Origin of the sequence: Sphaerisporangium viridialbum (assembly GCF_049674955.1) — a bacterium.
In the GTDB taxonomy this organism is placed as follows: Bacteria; Actinomycetota; Actinomycetes; order Streptosporangiales; family Streptosporangiaceae; genus Sphaerisporangium; species Sphaerisporangium viridialbum.
On the sequence record NZ_CP187232.1, the window covers coordinates 775,964 to 793,613 of the forward strand.

Below are 17,650 nucleotides of genomic sequence, written 5' to 3' on the forward strand. Positions count from 1 at the left end.
GAAAGGGCACCGGCACGATGGCTTTGAACCGTGATTTCGTCGGACGGACCTATCCGGCGTCCACCTCCTACGAGGTGTGCCGCGTCAAGATCAGGGAGTTCGCGGCCGCGATCGGCGACCACAACCCGATCTACCGCGACCCCGAGGCCGCGAGGGAAGCGGGTCATCCCGACGTCGTCGCCCCGCCGACCTTCCCCATCGTGTTCAGCCTCTCGGGCGCCGGCGAGGCGCTCGCCGACCCCGAGCTCGGCCTCGACTTCGCCATGGTCGTCCACGGCGAGCAGCGGTTCGAGTACGACCGCCCGATCTACGCCGGTGACGAGCTGCTGTGCACCTCCACCATCTCCGAGATCCGCAGCGTCGGCCGTAACGAGGTCCTGACGATGACGAGCGAGGTCTCGACCGTCCAGGGCGAGCCGGTCTGCAGGACCTACAACACCATCATCGAGCGCGGAGGGGCGGCGTAACCCATGACCGCGACCGTGAAGTACGACGAGGTCGAGGTCGGCCACCAGATCCCGGCCGTCGACTACCCCGTCCACCGCGTCAACCTCGTGATGTACGCCGGAGCCTCCGGTGACTTCAACCCGATCCACTGGAACGAGCGGCACGCCAAGGCCGTCGGCCTGCCGGACGTGATCGCGCACGGCATGTTCACGATGGCCGAGGCCGGGCGGTTCGTCACCGACTGGGCCGGCGACCCCGGAGCGGTGGTCGACTACGGCGTCCGGTTCTCGTCCATGGTGGTCGTCCCCGACAACGACGAGGGCGCCGTGATCACGGTGAGCGGCGTCGTCGAGGCCAAGCTGGACGACAACCGCGTGGTCGTCGCGCTGACGGCGAGGTCGGGAGACTCCCGGGTGCTCTCCAAGGCCCGTGCGACCGTACGCCTCGCCTGACTCCGGTCTCACCCGCATCGTGCTCCCGGGCCCGGTGGTCCACCCATGGACCGCCGGGCCTGAATGCTTACATGATCGCCTCACAGGTGCTGTGGGATTCCAGCCTGGCGGCTTCGAGGCTGGACGAGGCGATCAGCGCCGCCGCGTGGGACGCGGGCCGGGGCCGGGGGCCGCTCGTCTAGGCTGAGTGCCGGCGCGCGGTGCCCGCACGCCGCTTCGTACGTGCTGGGGAAGGTGCATGGCTGACCGTGTGGCAGGTGTGCGGCTCGCGCCGTACACCACGTTGAGAGTGGGCGGGGCGGCGCGCGCCTTCGTGGAGGCCCGTACGGGCGAGGAGCTCGTCGAGCTGGTCGCGGAGGCCGACCGGGACGGCGAGCCGGTGCTCGTGCTCGGGGGCGGCAGCAACCTGGTGGTCTCCGACGACGGCTTCGACGGGCTGGTGGTCCGGGTCTCCTCGCGCGGGGTCGACGTGCGCGACGAGGGAAGCCGTGTCGTGGTGACCGCGCAGGCGGGGGAGGACTGGGACGCCCTGGTGGCCCGTGCCGTGGCCGAGGGCTGGTCCGGGATCGAGTGCCTGTCGGGCGTTCCCGGCCTGGTCGGGTCGACCCCGATCCAGAACGTCGGCGCGTACGGGCAGGACGTCTCGCAGACCGTCGTCGGCGTCCGCGCCTACGACCGGCGGACGGGCGAGGTGCTCGACCTCGACGCCGGGCAGTGCGGGTTCGCCTACCGGCACAGCGCCTTTAAGGAGGATCTCGCCCGTTATGTCGTGCTGTCCGTGACCTACGCGCTGGAGAGGTCCGAGAAGTCCGGGCCCGTCGCGTACAAGGAGCTGGCGGCGAGGCTCGGCGTGGAGATCGGCGGCAGGGTCGCCCTGCACGAGGCCCGTACGGCCGTGCTCGACCTGCGCCGGGGCAAGGGCATGGTCCTCGACGCCTCCGATCCCGACACGTGCAGCGCCGGCTCGTTCTTCACCAACCCGATACTGGACGGGCCGGAGGCGGCCGAGCTGGAGCGCAGGGCTCCGGGGTTCCCCCGGTGGGACATGCCAGGAGGCGCGGTCAAGGTGCCCGCCGCCTGGCTCATCGAGCACGCGGGCTTCCCCAAGGGATACCGTCGCGGCCCGGCGCGCATCTCCACCAAGCACACACTGGCGCTGACCAACCCGGGCGGGCTCCGGGTCACCGGTTTCCCGAGCGACCCCGAGGGCCTCGCGGCCGGCGCCGGTCCGGCGCCGGCCGGGCCTTCCCCGGTCTCGGACGGCGGCCCGGCGACGGCGGCCGATCTGCTGGCGCTGGCCAGGGAGGTCAAGGAAGGCGTCGAGGCGAAGTTCGGGGTCACCCTGGTGAACGAGCCCGTGATGGTCGGCCTCCGGCTCTGAGTCATCCTGAGCCCCGCCGCCGAGCCGTCCCCGGCCCGCCGCCGGACCCTAGATGAGGGCCTCGGCGATGAGGACGATGCCGAAGACGGCGAAGGCGGCGGCGGCGCCGTACTTGATGACCCTCTCGGGCAGGTGCTTGCCGAGCATCCGGCCGACGACGATGGCCAGGGCGTCGGCGGCGACCATGCCCACGGTGGAGCCGATCCACGTGCCGAGCCAGCCGTGCTGGGTGGCGAGGGTGATCGTCGCGAGCATCGTCTTGTCGCCCAGCTCGCTGAGGAAGAACGCCACGGTCACCGCGATCAGGGCGCTGCGTGTGGTGCGCTCGGCCTTGCTCGACTCCTCGTCGCTCAGCTCGTCGCCGCGAAGGGTCCACAGGGCGAAGAACAGGAACGCGATGCCCGCGACGACGGCGATGGCGGTCTTCGGGAGCGCGTCGCCGATGAGGCCGCCGAGCCCGACGCTGAAGAGGTGCACCACCGCCGTCGCGATGGTGATGCCGACGATCACCGGCCACGGCTTGAACCTCGTGGCGAAGGTCATGGCCATGAGCTGGCTCTTGTCGCCCAGCTCGGCCACGAAGATCACACCGAGACTGATCCAGAACGCTTCCACAGGGGGGTCGCCCTTCCTTGTAGCGCGACCGGGCTGGGAGCGAGCACCACGGGGAGTCTCGGGGCACGTCGACCTCGGCCCGGCAGCGTGTTCGTGCATGGCTGCCAAGCCGAAGGTCTCGTCCGCCTCGTGAACGAGGCCCGCGCGACCGGGCTTACGCCAGCATGTCGATCACGCGATTGGGACTACTCCCCTTCGGTGTTTCCACCCAACCCTAATGGATGCCTCTGGGGTCGCATTCCGGCAAGGCCCCGCAAAGCGCGCTCTTGCCAGACCGAGGTGCGGGAAACCCCGTACCCGGCGGGCGGCTCGCCCGGGTAAAGAATGTCGGAGCCCCAGCTCACGGCCTCGGGGTCAGGCGACCATCGAGGGGTCAGGCGAGCATTGACAGGCGGTGGGCCGCGGCGGCGGCCTCGCCGCGGGTGGAGACGCCGAGCTTGCCCAGGATGTTGGAGACGTGCACGCTCACCGTCTTGGCCGAGATGAACAGCTCGCCGGCGATGTCGCGGTTCGAGCGGCCCTGGGCCACCAGCCGGAGCACCTCCAGCTCGCGTGGCGTCAGATCGGCCACGGCCAGGCCCTGCTGCCCCGCCGGGACGTTGTGCCCCGCCCCGGCCTGGCCGTTCTGGCCGTCCGCCGAGGGAGCCGTGCTCAGGACGGTGCCGACGCGGCGGGCCAGTGCCTCGATCTCGGTGAGGAGCGGGCGGGCGCCCAGCGCGTGCGCGATCGGATACGCCTCACGCAGCCGCGCGGACGCCCCTTCCCGGTCGCCGGCCCTGGCCACCGCGGCGGCCGCCTGCGTGAGGGACCTGGCACGGGGGTGGGGCCGCCCGAGGCGCTCCCAGGCGGCGGCGGCCTCGTCGAAGTCGCCTCGGCTCATCAGCCGGTAGGCGTCGGCGATCGGGCCGTCCGAGGTCATGCTCGGCGCCAGCGCGTCCGCCCTGGCCCGTACCGCCTCCGCGAGCTCGGGAGCGGCGACCGCGGCGGTCTCGCAGACCAGCCGGCTCTGCGCGAGGGCCCGCCATCCGAGCATGGGCTTGCTGGAGTGCGGTGTGCTGGAGATCGACAGGATGTGCTCGGTGGCCTTGAGGGCTTCGAGCGGCTTGCCGCGCAGCAGGTGGAACTCGATCAGGAGGCGGGTGTTGGTCATCCACTCCTGGGCGAACTCGCTCATCTCGCCGCCGTGCAGGGCGCCGACCTCGATGAGGACCCGCTCCAGGAGGTCGACCTCGCCCCTTCCCGCGGCGACGTCGCCCCGGACCCGCAGCAGGTGCCCCCGGATCCTCGGGATGGGGCCACTGGCGAGGGCCTGGTCGATCGCCCCGACCGCTTCGTCCCAGCGGCCGAGTGCTTCGAGCGCCTCCGCCCGGTTGTTGGCGAGGAACGCGCCGCTGACCCGGTAGCGGCCGTACTTGCGGGACGTCGTCTCGCCGTCCAGCGCGAGCTTCACGGCCTGCTCGGAGCGGCCGAGGTTGTTGAGGGCGTCGACGTTGTTGGCCATGGCGCGCAGCACGATGCGGCCCGAGCCGAGGCTCTCGCCGATCTCCATGGCGCGCTCGTTGGTGAGCAGCGTCGCCTCCAGGTCGCCCGCCAGCGACTGGCCGAGGGCGAGGTTGGTCAGCAGCTCGGCCTCCTGGCACGGGTCGCCGATCTCGCGGGCGATGCGCAGGGCCTCCCGGGTGAGCGCGGTGCCCTCGACCGTCTCGTTGATGAACATCAGCCACGAGCTGAGCCTGGTGAGCACCTGAACACGGGCGGCGCCGGGGACGGGGACCAGCCGCTCGGCGTACCGGAGGTCGTCGAGGCCGCCTCGCTTGCCCTTGTCGCTCTTGAGCTGGGAGCGGCGGACGAGGAGCTGGGCGACGCGCTCCGGCTGGGCGGTCTCGTCCAGCTCGGCCAGGGCGCCCTTGACGAACTTCAGGCCGCGGTCGGTGTCGCCGCTGATGACCGCGGCCTCCGACGCCAGCTCCAGCACCGTGGTGTGGTCGACGCCGATGCGCTCGGCGGCGTCCGGAACCCTGTCCCAGAGCGAGAGCACGCGTTCGAGCAGCTGTATCTGCTCGGTGTAGGCGAAGGCGTTGGCGGCCTTGGCCGAGGCCTCCCACGCGGAGATGAGCGCCCAGAGGTGGTCGCGCGCGGAGAACCAGTGGTGGGCGATCTCGATGGCGGCACGCCCGTGCGGCACGAGCCTGCGGTCGCGGTCGATCGCCTCGGCGAACCGCGCGTGGATGCGGTTGTGCTCGCCGGGGAGCATCTCCTCGTGCACGGCCTCGCGGATCAGCGAATGGCGGAAGGCGTACGCCCGCCCGTCGGCCACCTGGATGACGTTGCCGGCGATGGCGGGGCGCAGGGCGTTCTCCAGGTCGACGTCGGACAGGTCGGTGACCGCGGCGAGGAGTTCGTGGCCGACGCGGTTGCCGCCGGCCGCCGCGATGCGGAGCACGCGCTGCGTCTCCTCGGGCAGCCGCTCCACCGAGCCGATGATGAGGTCCTGAAGGGATTCGGGGACGCTGCAGTCGTCGTCGCGCTCCATCAGCGCCTCGACGAACAGCGGGATGCCCTCGCTCCGCTGGTAGACCTTCTTGACCAGCGCGAACTCGGGGACGTCTCCCCGTATCCCGGCGATCTGGGCGGCGACCTCGCTCTCGCTGAGCCGGGGGAGGTCGAGCCGTACCACGCCGTCTACCCGGCCGAGCTCGGCGAGCACCGGGCGCAGGGGGTGCTGGCGGTGCAGCTCGTCCGAGCGGTAAGTCATGATCATGAGGACCGGCGCGGTCCTGAGGTTCCGGCTGAGGAAGGCGATCAGGTCGCGGCTGGAGCGGTCGGCCCAGTGGACGTCCTCGATGACGAGGATCACCGACCGGCGCTCGGCGAGGCGTTCGAGCAGCGTGAGGAACTGCTCGAAGAGCCGGGCCCTGCCCGTCTCGGTCTCCTTGTCGCCGCTCGGCTCACCGAACTCCGGCAGCAGCCTCGCCAGGTCGCGGGCGGCGCCGTCGGGCAGCAGCGCGGCGACCTCGCCGGCGCCCATCTCCTTGACGAGCTGGCGGAGGGCGGCGGTGAACGGCGCGTAGGCGAGGCCTTCGGTGGAGAGCTCCACGCAGCCGCCGACGAGGATGTGCGCCCCCGTACAAGCGGCATCCTCGGCGAAGCGGGTGACCAGGCGGGTCTTGCCGCCGCCGGCCTCGCCTCCGAGCAGCACGGCGGCCGCGGCCTGCTTGCGTGCCTGCTCGAAAGCCTCGGACAGTGTTCCCAGCTCGGCTTCCCGTCCCACGAAAACGGGACTCACCATCCGACCCACCATGTCAGCAAGCATGTCACGACCTATGGCATCGTTCGCCTTATTTATCCGTCGGCTGAAGCGGGTTGTGAGGCCGCTCAGGAAGTGCTCTGGTCTGCGGCGCGGAACCCCGGTACGTCCGGGCGGGTTCCGGCTACGGGGGCTGAGAAGCCCGGCCGGGAGGGAGGATCCGGCCGGGCATCACCACCCTGGGTTTCTCGTGTCCTGGATGGGCGTGTCCTGGGCTTCCCCGCCTGGCCCGGGCGTTCCCCGTGATCCGGGGAGTCGCCCGCCAGGACCGGGGTCGTCCGGGGCTCCAGGGGTTCGCGCGTTCGGTTCCGCGGGTGCGGCCGGCGGCGCGAACCGTGATCTGGGCGATCACGAGGTGCGGAGCTTGCCGAAGGCCGCGCGCAGGCGCCGCTGCGGGCTGCTCTCCCGTACCTTCCTGCCGTCCACGGCCTCGCGGGCGCGGCGGTGGTTGCTGGCCTCCTCGTGTAGTTCGGCCACTCGGCTGGCGATGAGCTGGTAGTGAATCTCGGGAGCCATTTTCGGCGTCTCCTTGAGGTCGCTTTTTTTCTGATACCTCAAGAATCCGGCTAAGGCGCCCACCCCCACATCGGGCGGATGCCTTATCTCCCGGTGGTCCTGCGGCCTAGGACTCCCTAGGACCCCCGCATTGTGCCCTAGACGCCCGTGCGGATCGCCGCCTCAGGCCGGTGTCGGGGGGTAGGGGGTGGGCCGCGCCGGGGCGCAGGGAGTCGAGCAGGAGCGCCAGGTAGCGCCACCAGCCGGTGGCGGGGCGCTCGGCCACCCTCAGCGTGCTCACCAGCATGAAGACGAGCCGGGGCAGGTCGTCGCGATGCAGGTCGGCACGTACGAGCCCGGCCTCCTGGGCGCGCTCGACCAGGGTGGCGAGGGCGGCGAAGAACCGGGATTCGAGGCCGGAGGTGAGCGCTGCGGGGTCGCGGGCGGCCTGCAGGATGCCGAACTCCTCGGCGGCCAGCCCGAGGGCCGCTTCGAGCACGGTGACCATGCCGCGCCAGGGGTCCTCATCGGAGAGGGCCCTGCTGATCGCGGGCTCGACCCGCTCGGCGTAGCAGGACTCCAGCACGGCCTGGATGAGCTCTTCCTTGCTGGGGAAGCGCCGGTAGAGGGTGGCGACGCCCACGCCCGCCTGCCTGGCCACCTCGTCCAGCGGGACGTCGATGCCCGACTCGGCGAAGGCTCTGCGGGCCGCGCGCACGAGCCGCTCGGCGTTGCGCGCCGCGTCGGCTCGGAGGGGCGGCCTGCTGGTAGGGCTCATCCAGGAAAGCCTAACAGGTGATAGTCAACTATCACTTGTGCTAGAGTCATGGCCACGGTTACCCAGAGTGAAACACGCGTACAGGCACGGCCGCCAGCACCCACTCTCATGGAAGGAACCGGGCGATGACCGAGACTCCCCTCGCGCCGACCCACATCAGGCGAGACCGCTTCGATCCCATTCCCGAGCTGGCCCGGCTGCGCGCCGACGAGCCGGTCAGCCGCGTCGAGCTCTTCTTCGGGCAGAGCGCCTGGCTCCTCACGCGGTACGAGGACGTGCGCGAGGTGCTCGGAGACGCCACGCGGTTCAGCAACAGGATGCGGGCCCCCTTCGGCGTGCCCGCGCCGGACACCGAGGGTCACACGCCGGAGACCCCGCGGGTGGTCTCGGGGGTGCTCATCGGCTACGACCCGCCCGACCACACCAGGCTCCGCCGCCTTCTCACGCCGGAGTTCACCATGCGGCGCATGCGCAGGCTCCAGCCGCGCATCGAGGCCATCGTGGCCGAGCACCTCCAGGCGATGGAGGACGCCGGCTCCCCGGCCGACCTCGTGAAGTCGTTCGCGCTGCCGATCCCCTCGCTGGTGATCTGCGAGCTGCTCGGCGTGCCGTACGCCGACCGGGAGGGGTTCCAGCGCCGCAGCAACGCCCGGCTGAACGTCTTCCTCGATCTTTCGGCCAGGGCGGCGGCGCTGGCGGAGTCCCAGGCCTACATGGGCGAGCTCGTGGCGCGGCAGCGGGCGAACCCCGGCGACGACATGATCGGCATGCTGGTGCGCGAGCACGGCGACGCGATCAGCGACGCCGAGCTGGTCGGCGTGTCCGACCTGCTGCTGCTCGCCGGCCACGAGACCACATCCAACATGCTGGGCCTCGGCACGCTGCTGCTGCTCCTCAACCCCGACCAGCTCGCCGCGATGCGCGACGGTGAAGAGGTCGACCAGATGGTGGAGGAGCTGCTGCGCTTCCTGTCGATCGTGCACACCGTGGTCCCGCGCACCGCCAAGGAGGACGTCGTGCTGTCCGGCCAGCAGATCAAGGCGGGCGAGACGCTGGTCTGCTCGATTCCCGCGGCCAACCGCGACCCCTCGCTCGGCGACGATCTCGACCGGTTCGACCCCTCCCGCGACGCGGGCCCCCACCTCGCCTTCGGGCACGGCATCCACCACTGCCTGGGAGCGCCCCTGGCCCGCATGGAGATGCGCATCGCCTTCCCCGCGCTCCTTCGCCGGTTCCCCGGGCTGCGGCTCGCCGTGCCGGTCGAGGAGGTTCCCTTCCGGTCGTTCTCGGTGGTCTACGGCGTGGAGTCCCTGCCCGTGGCCTGGTGAGGCGCGCCTCAGCGGACGAGCCACCTCCCGGCGCGGGACCGGGCAGGTGGCTGTGGCGACATTTGCTGAAATGTCGTAGACAGTCTGGGCGATGGCCCAGTTTGGAACAATCACGCTGGTCGGCGATGCTGGTGAGGTGTCAACACTGACGACTTCGCTCGCGGAGATCGCGTCATCGAACGCGACCCTGCGAGCATTTCTGCATGGCCTGCCGGGTGTCGATCGGGTGGGTGCCGATCAGCGCGCCGCGATGCTGGGCACCCGTTCCATCAAGACGACCGCCAAGGCGCAGGCCATTGACCTGGCCATTTCCATGGTCGACCTCACCACGCTGGAGGGGGCGGACACCCCGGGCAAGGTGCGGGCGATGTGCGCCAAGGCGGTCCGGCCCGATCCGGGCGATCCTTCGGTTCCGAGGGTGGCGGCCGTGTGCGTGTATCCCGATCTGGTGGCCGAGGCGGTGCGGGCGCTGGGGCGTTCGGGGGTGCGGGTGGCGAGCGTCGCGACCGCCTTCCCCAGCGGCAGATCCTCCCTGGCGGTCAAGGTGGAGGACACGGCGCTGGCGGTCGAGGCGGGCGCCGACGAGATCGACATGGTGATCGACCGCGGGGCGTTCCTGTCGGGGGACTACCGGAAGATCTTCGAGGAGATCGTCGCCATCAAGGCCGCCTGCGCCCGCGGCGAGAGCGCCGCGGGTAAGGGCGATGCTCACCTGAAGGTCATTTTGGAGACCGGTGAGCTGGCGACGTACGACAACGTGCGGCGGGCGTCCTGGCTGGCGATGCTGGCGGGGGCCGATTTCATCAAGACCTCCACCGGCAAGGTGTCCCCGGCGGCCACGTTGCCGGTGACGCTGGTGATGCTGGAGGCGGTGCGGGACTTCCGCGCGCAGACCGGGCGGATGGTGGGCGTCAAGCCCGCCGGCGGGATCCGCACCACCAAGGACGCCATCAAGTACCTGGTGCTGGTGAATGAGACCGCCGGGCCCGACTGGCTGGACCCCGGCTGGTTCCGGCTGGGCGCCTCCAGTGTGCTGAACGATCTGCTGATGCAGCGTCAGAAGATGGCGACCGGGCGTTATGCCGGTCCTGACTACTTCACCCTTGACTGAGGCGGGCCCCATGTTCGAATACGCACCGGCGCCCGAGTCACGCGACGTTGTCGACATCCGGCCCTCGTATGGGCTGTTCGTCAACGGCGAGTGGGTCGACTCCCTGGGCGATGAGCGCGACAAGACCATCAATCCGGCGAGCGAAGAGGTGCTCTCGGAGTTCTCGCTGGCGAGCGAGGCCGACGTCGACCGGGCTGTGTCGGCGGCGCGCAAGGCGTATGAGTCGGTGTGGAGCCAGCTCCCCGGCCGTGAGCGCGCCAAGTACCTGTTCCGGATCGCCCGGATCATCCAGGAGCGGTCACGCGAGCTGGCGGTGCTGGAGTCTTTGGACAACGGTAAGCCGATCCGCGAGTCGCGTGATGTCGATCTTCCTTTGGTGGCGGCGCATTTCTTCTACTACGCCGGGTGGGCCGACAAGCTCGGCCACGCCGGCCTCGGGGGCGACCCTAGGCCGTTGGGGGTGGCCGCTCAGGTCATCCCGTGGAACTTCCCGTTGCTGATGCTGGCCTGGAAGATCGCTCCTGCTTTGGCGTGTGGGAACACCGTGGTGCTCAAGCCGGCCGAGACCACGCCGCTGACCGCGCTGGCGTTCGCCGAGATCTGCCGGCAGGCCGATCTGCCGCCGGGTGTGGTGAACATCGTGACGGGCGCGGGGGCCACCGGCCAGGCGCTGGTGAACCACCCGGACGTCAACAAGGTCGCCTTCACCGGGTCCACCGAGGTCGGGCGGCTGATCGCCCGTTCGGTCGCCGGGTCGGGCAAGAAGCTGACCTTGGAGCTGGGGGGCAAGGCCGCGAACATCGTGTTCGACGACGCCGCGCTCGACCAGGCGGTGGAGGGCATCGTCACCGGCATTTTCTTCAATCAGGGGCATGTGTGCTGCGCGGGTTCGCGGTTGCTGGTGCAGGAGTCGATCGAGGGCGAGTTGCTGGAGGCGCTCAAGCGGCGTCTGTCGTCGCTGCGCCTCGGTGACCCGCTGGATAAGAACACCGATATCGGGGCGATCAACTCGGCTGCGCAGCTGGCGAAGATCAGGTCGTTGAGCGAGGCGGGGGAGCGGGAGGGTGCCGAGCGCTGGTCTCCTTCGTGTCCGATTCCGGACAAGGGGTTCTGGTTCCCGCCGACGGTGTTCACCGGGGTGGCGCAGTCGCACCGGATCGCCCGTGAGGAGATCTTCGGCCCGGTGTTGTCGGTTCTGACGTTCCGTACTCCGGCCGAGGCGGTGGAGAAGGCCAACAACAGCCCGTTCGGTCTGTCGGCGGGGGTGTGGACCGAGAAGGGGTCCAGGATCTTGTGGATGGCCGACAAGCTCCGCGCCGGGGTCGTCTGGGCCAACACCTTCAACCGCTTCGACCCCACGTCGCCGTTCGGCGGCTACAAGGAGTCCGGATACGGCCGTGAGGGCGGCCGGCATGGACTGGAGGCGTATCTCGATGTCTGAGCCCTGCGAGCACCGCCTGAGGCGCCGCCGGTCCCGGCGCGCGCAGATCACCCGCGGGCACGCCTACGGGCGGGCCGGCCGTACGAACTCGACCGCCCGCCAGGGCTGGTTCGCCCACCGCTGCGGGGTGAGCCGGTGCTGCCAGGTGTTCGTGCCGGTACGGCTCTCGCCTGAAGAGATGACCTGGAGAGGCGATGACTGAGCCCAGCAGGCTCGCCGTACGCAAGACGTACAAGCTGTACATCGGCGGGGCGTTCCCGCGTTCGGAGAGCGGAAGGTCCTACGTGGTGACCTCCTCCAAGGGCGACTTCCTCGCCAACGCCTCCAAGGCCTCGCGCAAGGACGCCCGTGACGCGGTGTCGGCCGCGCGCAAGGCGTTCCCCGGCTGGTCGGGCGCCACGGCGTACAACCGCGGGCAGATCCTCTACCGCGTCGCCGAGATGCTGGAGGGGCGCCGGGCGCAGTTCGTGTCCGAGCTGGTCGACGCCGACGGGGTGTCGGCGCGCAAGGCCGGCGAGCTGGTGGACGCGGCCGTCGACCGGCTGGTCTGGTACGCGGGCTGGTCCGACAAGATCGGAGCGGTCCGGGGAGCGGCGAACCCGGTCGCCGGGCCGTACTTCAACCTGTCGACCCCGGAACCGACCGGCGTCGTGGCCGTCGTGGCTCCGCCGGAGGCGCCGCTGCTCGGCCTGATCTCGGTGATCGCCCCGGTGATCGTCACGGGCAACACCTGCGTGGTGGTGGCCTCGGAGCGCGCGCCGCTCCCGTCGATCACCCTGGCCGAGGTGCTGGCCACCTCCGACCTGCCGGGCGGCGTCGTGAACCTGCTCACGGGCAGGGCCGCCGAGCTCGCGCCGTGGCTGTCGTCCCACATGGACGTCAACGCCGTCGACCTGACGGGCTGCACCGGGGAGCTGGCCGTGGCCTGCGAGCAGGACGCCGCCGAGAACCTCAAGCGCGTCCTGCGCCCGTCGGGGAAGACCGACTGGCTCGCCGACCCCGGCACCGGCCGGATGACCGCCTTCCTGGAGACCAAGACGGTCTGGCACCCGATCGGCATCTGACCGCGCCCGCTCGCGGGATCACCCTGGCTTGCGCCGGTTGGTCCCGCGGGTGGGGGCCGCGGCGAGGGGGTCCTCCGGCCAGGGATGCTTCGGGTACCTGCCGCGCAGCTCGGCGCGCACCGCGCGGTAGCCCTCACGCCAGAAGGACGCCAGGTCGGCGGTGACGGCCGCGGGCCTTCCCGCGGGGGACAGCAGGTGGATCACCAGCGGCACCCCGGCGACGCGGGGCGTCGCCTCCCAGCCGAACAGCTCCTGGAGCTTGGCCGCCAGGACCGGCTGGTCGCCGGAGTAGTCCACCCTGATCCGTGACCCGGTGGGCACCGTGACCCGCTCAGGGGCCACCTCGTCCAGCCTGAGCCGCCACGTCAGGAGCCGCCTGAGGGCCGAGGCGACGTCCACCCTGGCCAGGTCGGAGCGGCGGCGCAGGCGGGACAGGTCGAGCCACGTGCCGGCGGCGGCGAGCAGGCCCTCGTCCGAGACGTCCGGCCAGGGCTCGCCCAGCACCCGGTGGCAGAACGCCATGCGCTCGCGCACCGCCACGGCCTCCGGCGTCCAGCGGAGCAGGGACAGCCCCTCCTTGCGCAGGCCGGACACGATCGCGTCACTGACGTCGGCGTCCCGCAGTGGTACCGAGGACAGCTCGACGGCTCCGAGGCGTTCGACCCGCCGCGCGACGACGTCGCCCTCCCAGCCGATCTCGTCCTCCACCTGGTGGAACGGCCCGGCGGCCGCCATGGCGACGTCCTCGTCGATCACCACGGCCTGGCGCACCCGGGCGGAGGCGGCGCCGGCCGGCCGGTCGGCGACCGCGATGGCCAGCCACTCGGCCGAGGCCAGCCGCGAGTCGCGGGGCAGCGTCGCCGCAGTGCCCGAGACCATGAGGTAGCCGCCGGAACGGCGGCGCGCCACCCGCTCGGGGTAGGCCAGCGCCACGACCAGCCCGGCCACCGCGTCGTCGGTGCCGCCTGGCCGTGCCTGAGACGTGCCGCCCCCGCCTGGCCGTGCCTGAGACGTGCCGCCCCCGCCTGGCCGTGCCTGAGACGTGCCGCCCCCGCCTGGCCGTGCCTGAGACGTGCCGCCCCCGCCTGGCCGTGCCTGAGACGTGCCGCCCCCGCCGGGACGTGCCGGAGAGGTGCCGCTCCCGCCGGGGACGTCCGCGCGTACGGCCTGGGTGAGGCGGCGGGTCTCCTTTCGCCAGTCGCGCGAGCCACCGCGGCGGGCCTCGCGCCACACCGCCACGAGGTCGTCGGGGGCGGAGCGGGGAAGCTCCTCCGACAGCAGGGCGACCACCTCGGCCGCCGCCGGGGGGCCGTCGAGCAGCGCCCGGGCGAGCCGGGGGTGGACGCCGATGCCGGCCATGCGGCGTCCGCGCTCGGTCACGCGGCCGTTCTCCAGTGCGCCGAGCGCGTGCAGCGTGCGGCCGGCCACGGCCATGGAGGCGGCGGGTGGCCGGTCGAGCAGCGCGAGCGCGGAGGCGTCGGGCGTACCCCAGCAGGCGGCCTGGAGGGCGAAGCCCGTGAGGTCGGCAAGGGCGATCTCGGGCTGGGCGTGGTCGGGCAGCCGCTCGTGCTCGGCGGCCGTCCAGCACCGGTAGACGGTGCCGGGGGCCTCGCGCCCCGCGCGCCCGGCCCGCTGGCCGGCGGACGCCCTCGACACCCGCACGGTCGTCAGCGACCCGAGCCCCCGGCCCTGGTCGGTGCGCGGCTCGCGCGCCAGCCCGGCGTCGACCACCACCCGCACCCCGGGGACGGTGAGGCTCGACTCGGCCACCGAGGTCGCGAGGATCACCCGCCTGCGCGGGCCGGCCGACAGCACCGCGTCGAGCGTGTCGGCCCTGCCGTGGACCTGCAGGACGTCGGCCTCCGGCAGATCGGCCAGCGCACCGGCCACTCGGGCGATCTCTCCCACGCCCGGCAGGAAGCACAGCACGTCACCGGCCCGCTCGGCCAGGGCGCGGCGTACGACCCCGGCGACGTGGGCGAGCAGCGCGGGGTCGACGCGCATGCCGTGCGGCGGGGCGACGGGCCGGGTGGGAGGCGCCCACACGATCTCGACCGGGTGGGTGGTGCCGGAGGCGTGCACCACGGGGGCGTCTCCGAGGAGCCGGGCCCAGGGGGCGGCGTCCGCGGTGGCCGAGGTGGCGACGAGCCGCAGGTCGGGCCGGAGGGTCGCGCGGACGTCCAACAGGAATGCGAGCGCGGTGTCGGCGTCCAGGTGCCGCTCGTGGCACTCGTCGAGCAGCACGGCGTCGACCCCTTCCAGCTCGGGATCGCGCTGGAGCCGCTGGAGCAGCACGCCGGTCGTCATGACCTGAACGTGGCGTCCGGGCCTGTGCTCGCCCCTGATGGTGAAGCCGACCTCCTCGCCGACCTCGGACCTGAGCATCCACGCCATGCGCCTGGCCGCCGCGCGGGTGGCGATGCGCCGGGGCTCGGCCACGATCACGCGCCGCGCGGGGCCGCCCGAGTCCAGGCCTGCCAGGACGAGCGGGACGAGGGTGGTCTTGCCCGTGCCGGGAGGGGCGGTGAGGACGGCGGCGCCGCCCTTGTCCAGCGCCGCGCGGAGCTCCGGCAGGGCGTGCCGTACGGGAAGCGCGCCCGCCCGCGCGTCATCCACAGGCATGGTCATCGCCTGCCGGGGTCGTGGAATGCACCTCGTGCCCGTCCTTTTCGGTGTGCGGCATGGCTCAGCCGAGCTGGAGATCGCCGGTGAAGTAGTGCTGGAGCGTGGGCCCGACGGCGGCGACGACCGTGTCCGCCGGGAGTGAGGCGATCGCCTCGACCCTGAGCACATATCGGGTCAGCCCGATGCCGATCAGGTGGGAGCCGGCGAGGATGGCGCGGGTCTCGGCGTTGTCCATGCCGAGGTCCTTGGCGATGGGGCGGAGCACTTCCTCGGTCATGAACTCCTTCAGCATGGCCGAGGCCGTCTCGGAGGCCGAGACCGCGTGCAGGATCGCGTGCAGCCAGGCGCCGGTCGCGGGGTCCTCCCAGAGCGACAGGTAGCGCCGGGCCAGCCGCTCGCCGAGCCGGTCGGGATCGCCGCCGACCACCTCCGAGATCTGGCGCAGGGGCATGCCGTGCCCGCGGATGGCCGCTTCGAACAGGCCGTCCTTGGTGCCGAAGAAGTGGATGACCAGGGCCGGGTCGACCTCGGCGGCGCGGGCGACGCCCCGGATCGTGGTGGCGGAGAAGCCCTTCTGGGTGAAGGCCTCCGTCGCGGCGAGCAGGATCGCCTCCCTGGTCTGGGTGGACCCGGGACGCCTGCCCCCGCCTGACCTGGCTCTTTCGTCGGTCATCGCGCCCCTTCCCGTCGGGCTCTATTCAACCATGGTGAATTCATCTATGTTGAACTCAACATCGATGAAGTCAACAGGTGGTGAAATAAGATGCATCATCGGAGGCCGTCCTCGGCCTCGTCCTGCTCGCCGTGCCCGTACGGCGCGGTTCCGCCGAGCCGGTCGCACCACGCCAAACGGCAGCCGCTACCATCTGATAGCTGCTGTCGAGTTGACCGCACCTTTCCCGGGCACCGGCCGGCCGACCGCTGTGCCGTTGCGGGAAACCGGAAACAACGGGCCGGGCATCTGTCGCGATCTGGCAATCGTCCGGCCCGCTGATCAACGTCATGATCCTCACGAGGAGGCGATGATGGCGTGTCAGAGTACGGTGGCACCGGCCCAGATCCCGGCGGTGCCCACCCCGCCCAGTGACGGCAAACCCGGCGCGGGCCGCCGGGCGGTCGTACGGCTGCTCGTCGTCGCGGCCGTGGTCTGCGTGGTCGTCCTGTTCCGCGACCGGCTGCCGAGCCCGGCCGAGGTCTGGAAGCTCATCGCCTCCGCGCACCCCGGCTGGCTGATCGTCGCCGTCGTGGCCGAGGCGTCCTCCATGCGGGCCTTCGCCCGGCTGATCCGGCACCTGCTGGTCGCGGGCGGCGCCCAGCTCACGCTGCCGCGCGCCGTCGCGGTCACCTACGCGCGCAACGCCGTGTCGAACTCCCTGCCCGGCGGCCAGGTGCTCAGCGTGGCGTACACGACACGACAGCTCCGCCGTCTCGGGGCGACCACCCCGCTGATCGCCGCGACCCTGCTGCTCAGCGCGGTGTTCTCCACGATGACCTTCGTCGCGCTCGGCGCCGTGGCGCTGCTGGCCGAGCCCGCTACGCGGATCACGGCGCTGTGGGTCTTCGTCGCGGCGGGTCTCGGCCTCGGTGCGCTGCTGTGGTTCCGGCCGAGGACGCCGGTCCGGTGGCTCTCCGGCCGCGGCGGCCGTACGGGCGCTGTGATGGCCCAGCTGCGCGGCGCGCGGGCGGCCATCACGCTCACCCGGCGCGACCGCCTGGTGCTGCCCGGCCTCGCGCTGCTGAACTGGCTGCTCGACCTGGCCTGCCTGGCGGCCGTGTGCGCCGCCACGGGAGTCTCCGTCGGCCCGCACACGGTGCTGCTCGGCTACGTCGCGGCCAAGGCGGCGGGGGTGCTGGCGCTCGTGCCGGGCGGGCTCGGCATCGCCGAGATCGGGATGGCCGCGACCTTCGTCAGCGCGGGGATGACGGGGGTGGCCGCGGCCGCCGTTGTGGCGATCTACCGCCTGATCTCCTACTGGGCCGTGCTCATCGTCGGATGGAGTGCCTGGTTGCTGCTCAACGTCATCGCGACTGGAGGGCGTCGAGAGCGACCGCCATCGCGATGATCAGGCGCCGGTCGAGTCGCGGGTCCTGGATGTCCACGATGTAGCGGTCGCGCAGCCCCCACTTGCGGTCGACCGAGAAGGCGATCTGGGCGCCCACGCCGAAGTCGAAGTGGTAGGGCAGCCACGACAGCGAGTCGACGAACCGGCGCAGCAGGCTGACGAAGACGTTGCGCTCCTGGCCCGTGAAGGTCGGCATGCCGGGCTGCTGGAAGTGCCACGTCGACCGGATCAGCGACGCGGCGAACTCCTTCTTGAAGAAGCCGATCGGCTGGCCGGCGTGGTCCAGGACGTCGTATCCACTGCCCAGGTCGAGCACCTTGCGCGCCTTGAACCCGGCCAGCACGAACTGCCTGGAGTCGTCGGTGTAGAGCGTGACCTGCTCCTTGAACGCCATCCGCTTCTGCTCGGCGAAGGCGACCATCGGACCTTCCGACCCGTCGGGCTGCTCCAGATGGACCACATAACGGTTCACCATCATGGTGATCTTCTGGCGCACGAGCAGGCGCCGCTGTGCCTGCAGGGTCGGGAAATCCACTTTGCTCT

16 protein-coding genes are annotated in these 17,650 nt (G+C 71.5%); 9 read left to right on the plus strand and 7 right to left on the minus strand.

Annotated features, from left to right (window positions below; translation table 11 throughout):
* The first annotated feature begins 17 nt into the window (after positions 1-17).
* From ACOZ38_RS03625 to ACOZ38_RS03635, 3 genes are all read left to right on the plus strand, one after another.
* Positions 18-467 carry a MaoC family dehydratase N-terminal domain-containing protein gene (locus ACOZ38_RS03625; protein WP_405143912.1) on the plus strand — a complete coding sequence of 150 codons (450 nt, stop codon included), beginning with the start codon at positions 18-20 and terminating at the stop codon, positions 465-467.
* A 3-nt stretch (positions 468-470) separates the two neighbouring features.
* The gene (locus ACOZ38_RS03630) at positions 471-899 is read left to right on the plus strand and encodes a MaoC family dehydratase (protein ID WP_405143914.1); all 429 of its coding nucleotides are present in this window, start codon (positions 471-473) and stop codon (positions 897-899) included.
* Between the two features lie 238 nt (positions 900-1,137).
* Positions 1,138-2,280: a UDP-N-acetylmuramate dehydrogenase gene (locus tag ACOZ38_RS03635; RefSeq protein WP_424528788.1), complete on the plus strand. Its 1,143-nt coding sequence runs from the start codon at positions 1,138-1,140 to the stop codon at positions 2,278-2,280.
* Between the two features lie 48 nt (positions 2,281-2,328).
* On the opposite strand, the gene ACOZ38_RS03640 is transcribed toward ACOZ38_RS03635, so the two are convergent.
* The 4 genes from ACOZ38_RS03640 to ACOZ38_RS03655 form a co-directional block, all read right to left on the minus strand.
* Complete coding sequence (locus ACOZ38_RS03640; protein ID WP_424528789.1) at positions 2,329-2,895, minus strand: TMEM165/GDT1 family protein; 567 nt, start codon at positions 2,893-2,895, stop codon at positions 2,329-2,331.
* Between the two features lie 373 nt (positions 2,896-3,268).
* The gene (locus ACOZ38_RS03645; RefSeq protein WP_424528790.1) at positions 3,269-6,184 is read right to left on the minus strand and encodes an ATP-binding protein; all 2,916 of its coding nucleotides are present in this window, start codon (positions 6,182-6,184) and stop codon (positions 3,269-3,271) included.
* 366 nt (positions 6,185-6,550) lie between these two features.
* Positions 6,551-6,718, minus strand: coding sequence for a hypothetical protein (locus ACOZ38_RS03650; protein ID WP_405143921.1), 168 nt, complete (start codon positions 6,716-6,718; stop codon positions 6,551-6,553).
* 106 nt (positions 6,719-6,824) lie between these two features.
* Entirely contained in the window at positions 6,825-7,475 is a 651-nt protein-coding gene (locus ACOZ38_RS03655) for a TetR/AcrR family transcriptional regulator (protein WP_424528791.1), read from the minus strand.
* A 125-nt stretch (positions 7,476-7,600) separates the two neighbouring features.
* Between ACOZ38_RS03655 and ACOZ38_RS03660 the strand changes: the two genes are divergently transcribed.
* The 5 genes from ACOZ38_RS03660 to ACOZ38_RS03680 all read left to right on the plus strand — a co-directional run bounded on the left by ACOZ38_RS03660 (position 7,601) and on the right by ACOZ38_RS03680 (position 12,419).
* A complete protein-coding gene (locus ACOZ38_RS03660; RefSeq protein ID WP_424528792.1) occupies positions 7,601-8,803 on the plus strand; it encodes a cytochrome P450 in 1,203 nt (400 codons plus the stop codon).
* Between the two features lie 91 nt (positions 8,804-8,894).
* Positions 8,895-9,914: a deoxyribose-phosphate aldolase gene (gene deoC, locus ACOZ38_RS03665; RefSeq protein WP_424528793.1), complete on the plus strand. Its 1,020-nt coding sequence runs from the start codon at positions 8,895-8,897 to the stop codon at positions 9,912-9,914.
* Positions 9,915-9,924: 10 nt separating this feature from the next.
* Positions 9,925-11,355, plus strand: a complete 1,431-nt coding sequence (locus ACOZ38_RS03670; protein ID WP_424528794.1) for an aldehyde dehydrogenase family protein — start codon at positions 9,925-9,927, stop codon at positions 11,353-11,355.
* A complete protein-coding gene (locus tag ACOZ38_RS03675; RefSeq protein WP_405143928.1) occupies positions 11,348-11,557 on the plus strand; it encodes a hypothetical protein in 210 nt (69 codons plus the stop codon). Before ACOZ38_RS03670 ends, ACOZ38_RS03675 begins: the two co-directional genes overlap by 8 nt.
* Complete coding sequence (locus tag ACOZ38_RS03680; RefSeq protein WP_424528795.1) at positions 11,550-12,419, plus strand: aldehyde dehydrogenase family protein; 870 nt, start codon at positions 11,550-11,552, stop codon at positions 12,417-12,419. Before ACOZ38_RS03675 ends, ACOZ38_RS03680 begins: the two co-directional genes overlap by 8 nt.
* An 18-nt stretch (positions 12,420-12,437) precedes the next feature.
* Here ACOZ38_RS03680 and ACOZ38_RS03685 read toward each other — a convergent pair whose 3' ends face one another.
* Together ACOZ38_RS03685 and ACOZ38_RS03690 are read right to left on the minus strand one after the other, a co-directional pair.
* Entirely contained in the window at positions 12,438-15,041 is a 2,604-nt protein-coding gene (locus tag ACOZ38_RS03685; protein WP_424528796.1) for an ATP-dependent helicase C-terminal domain-containing protein, read from the minus strand.
* 64 nt (positions 15,042-15,105) lie between these two features.
* Positions 15,106-15,717, minus strand: coding sequence for a TetR family transcriptional regulator (locus ACOZ38_RS03690; protein WP_424528797.1), 612 nt, complete (start codon positions 15,715-15,717; stop codon positions 15,106-15,108).
* A 352-nt stretch (positions 15,718-16,069) separates the two neighbouring features.
* Between ACOZ38_RS03690 and ACOZ38_RS03695 the strand changes: the two genes are divergently transcribed.
* Positions 16,070-17,107, plus strand: coding sequence for a lysylphosphatidylglycerol synthase transmembrane domain-containing protein (locus ACOZ38_RS03695; protein WP_424528798.1), 1,038 nt, complete (start codon positions 16,070-16,072; stop codon positions 17,105-17,107).
* On the opposite strand, the gene ACOZ38_RS03700 is transcribed toward ACOZ38_RS03695, so the two are convergent.
* Positions 17,064-17,642 carry a hypothetical protein gene (locus ACOZ38_RS03700; RefSeq protein WP_405143934.1) on the minus strand — a complete coding sequence of 193 codons (579 nt, stop codon included), beginning with the start codon at positions 17,640-17,642 and terminating at the stop codon, positions 17,064-17,066. The two genes, ACOZ38_RS03695 and ACOZ38_RS03700, sit on opposite strands and share 44 nt — an antisense overlap.
* Positions 17,643-17,650 lie beyond the last annotated feature (8 nt).

Coding starts and splice junctions, on each gene's coding strand:
- ACOZ38_RS03630 (WP_405143914.1), top strand. CDS start 471: ATGACCGCGACCGTGAAGTACGACGAGGTCGAGGTCGGCCACCAGATC.
- ACOZ38_RS03650 (WP_405143921.1), bottom strand. CDS start 6,718: ATGGCTCCCGAGATTCACTACCAGCTCATCGCCAGCCGAGTGGCCGAA.
- ACOZ38_RS03655 (WP_424528791.1), bottom strand. CDS start 7,475: ATGAGCCCTACCAGCAGGCCGCCCCTCCGAGCCGACGCGGCGCGCAAC.
- ACOZ38_RS03635 (WP_424528788.1), top strand. CDS start 1,138: ATGGCTGACCGTGTGGCAGGTGTGCGGCTCGCGCCGTACACCACGTTG.
- deoC (WP_424528793.1), top strand. CDS start 8,895: ATGGCCCAGTTTGGAACAATCACGCTGGTCGGCGATGCTGGTGAGGTG.
- ACOZ38_RS03685 (WP_424528796.1), bottom strand. CDS start 15,041: ATGCCTGTGGATGACGCGCGGGCGGGCGCGCTTCCCGTACGGCACGCC.
- ACOZ38_RS03660 (WP_424528792.1), top strand. CDS start 7,601: ATGACCGAGACTCCCCTCGCGCCGACCCACATCAGGCGAGACCGCTTC.
- ACOZ38_RS03625 (WP_405143912.1), top strand. CDS start 18: ATGGCTTTGAACCGTGATTTCGTCGGACGGACCTATCCGGCGTCCACC.
- ACOZ38_RS03675 (WP_405143928.1), top strand. CDS start 11,348: ATGTCTGAGCCCTGCGAGCACCGCCTGAGGCGCCGCCGGTCCCGGCGC.
- ACOZ38_RS03670 (WP_424528794.1), top strand. CDS start 9,925: ATGTTCGAATACGCACCGGCGCCCGAGTCACGCGACGTTGTCGACATC.
- ACOZ38_RS03695 (WP_424528798.1), top strand. CDS start 16,070: ATGGCGTGTCAGAGTACGGTGGCACCGGCCCAGATCCCGGCGGTGCCC.
- ACOZ38_RS03690 (WP_424528797.1), bottom strand. CDS start 15,717: ATGACCGACGAAAGAGCCAGGTCAGGCGGGGGCAGGCGTCCCGGGTCC.
- ACOZ38_RS03645 (WP_424528790.1), bottom strand. CDS start 6,184: ATGGTGAGTCCCGTTTTCGTGGGACGGGAAGCCGAGCTGGGAACACTG.
- ACOZ38_RS03680 (WP_424528795.1), top strand. CDS start 11,550: ATGACTGAGCCCAGCAGGCTCGCCGTACGCAAGACGTACAAGCTGTAC.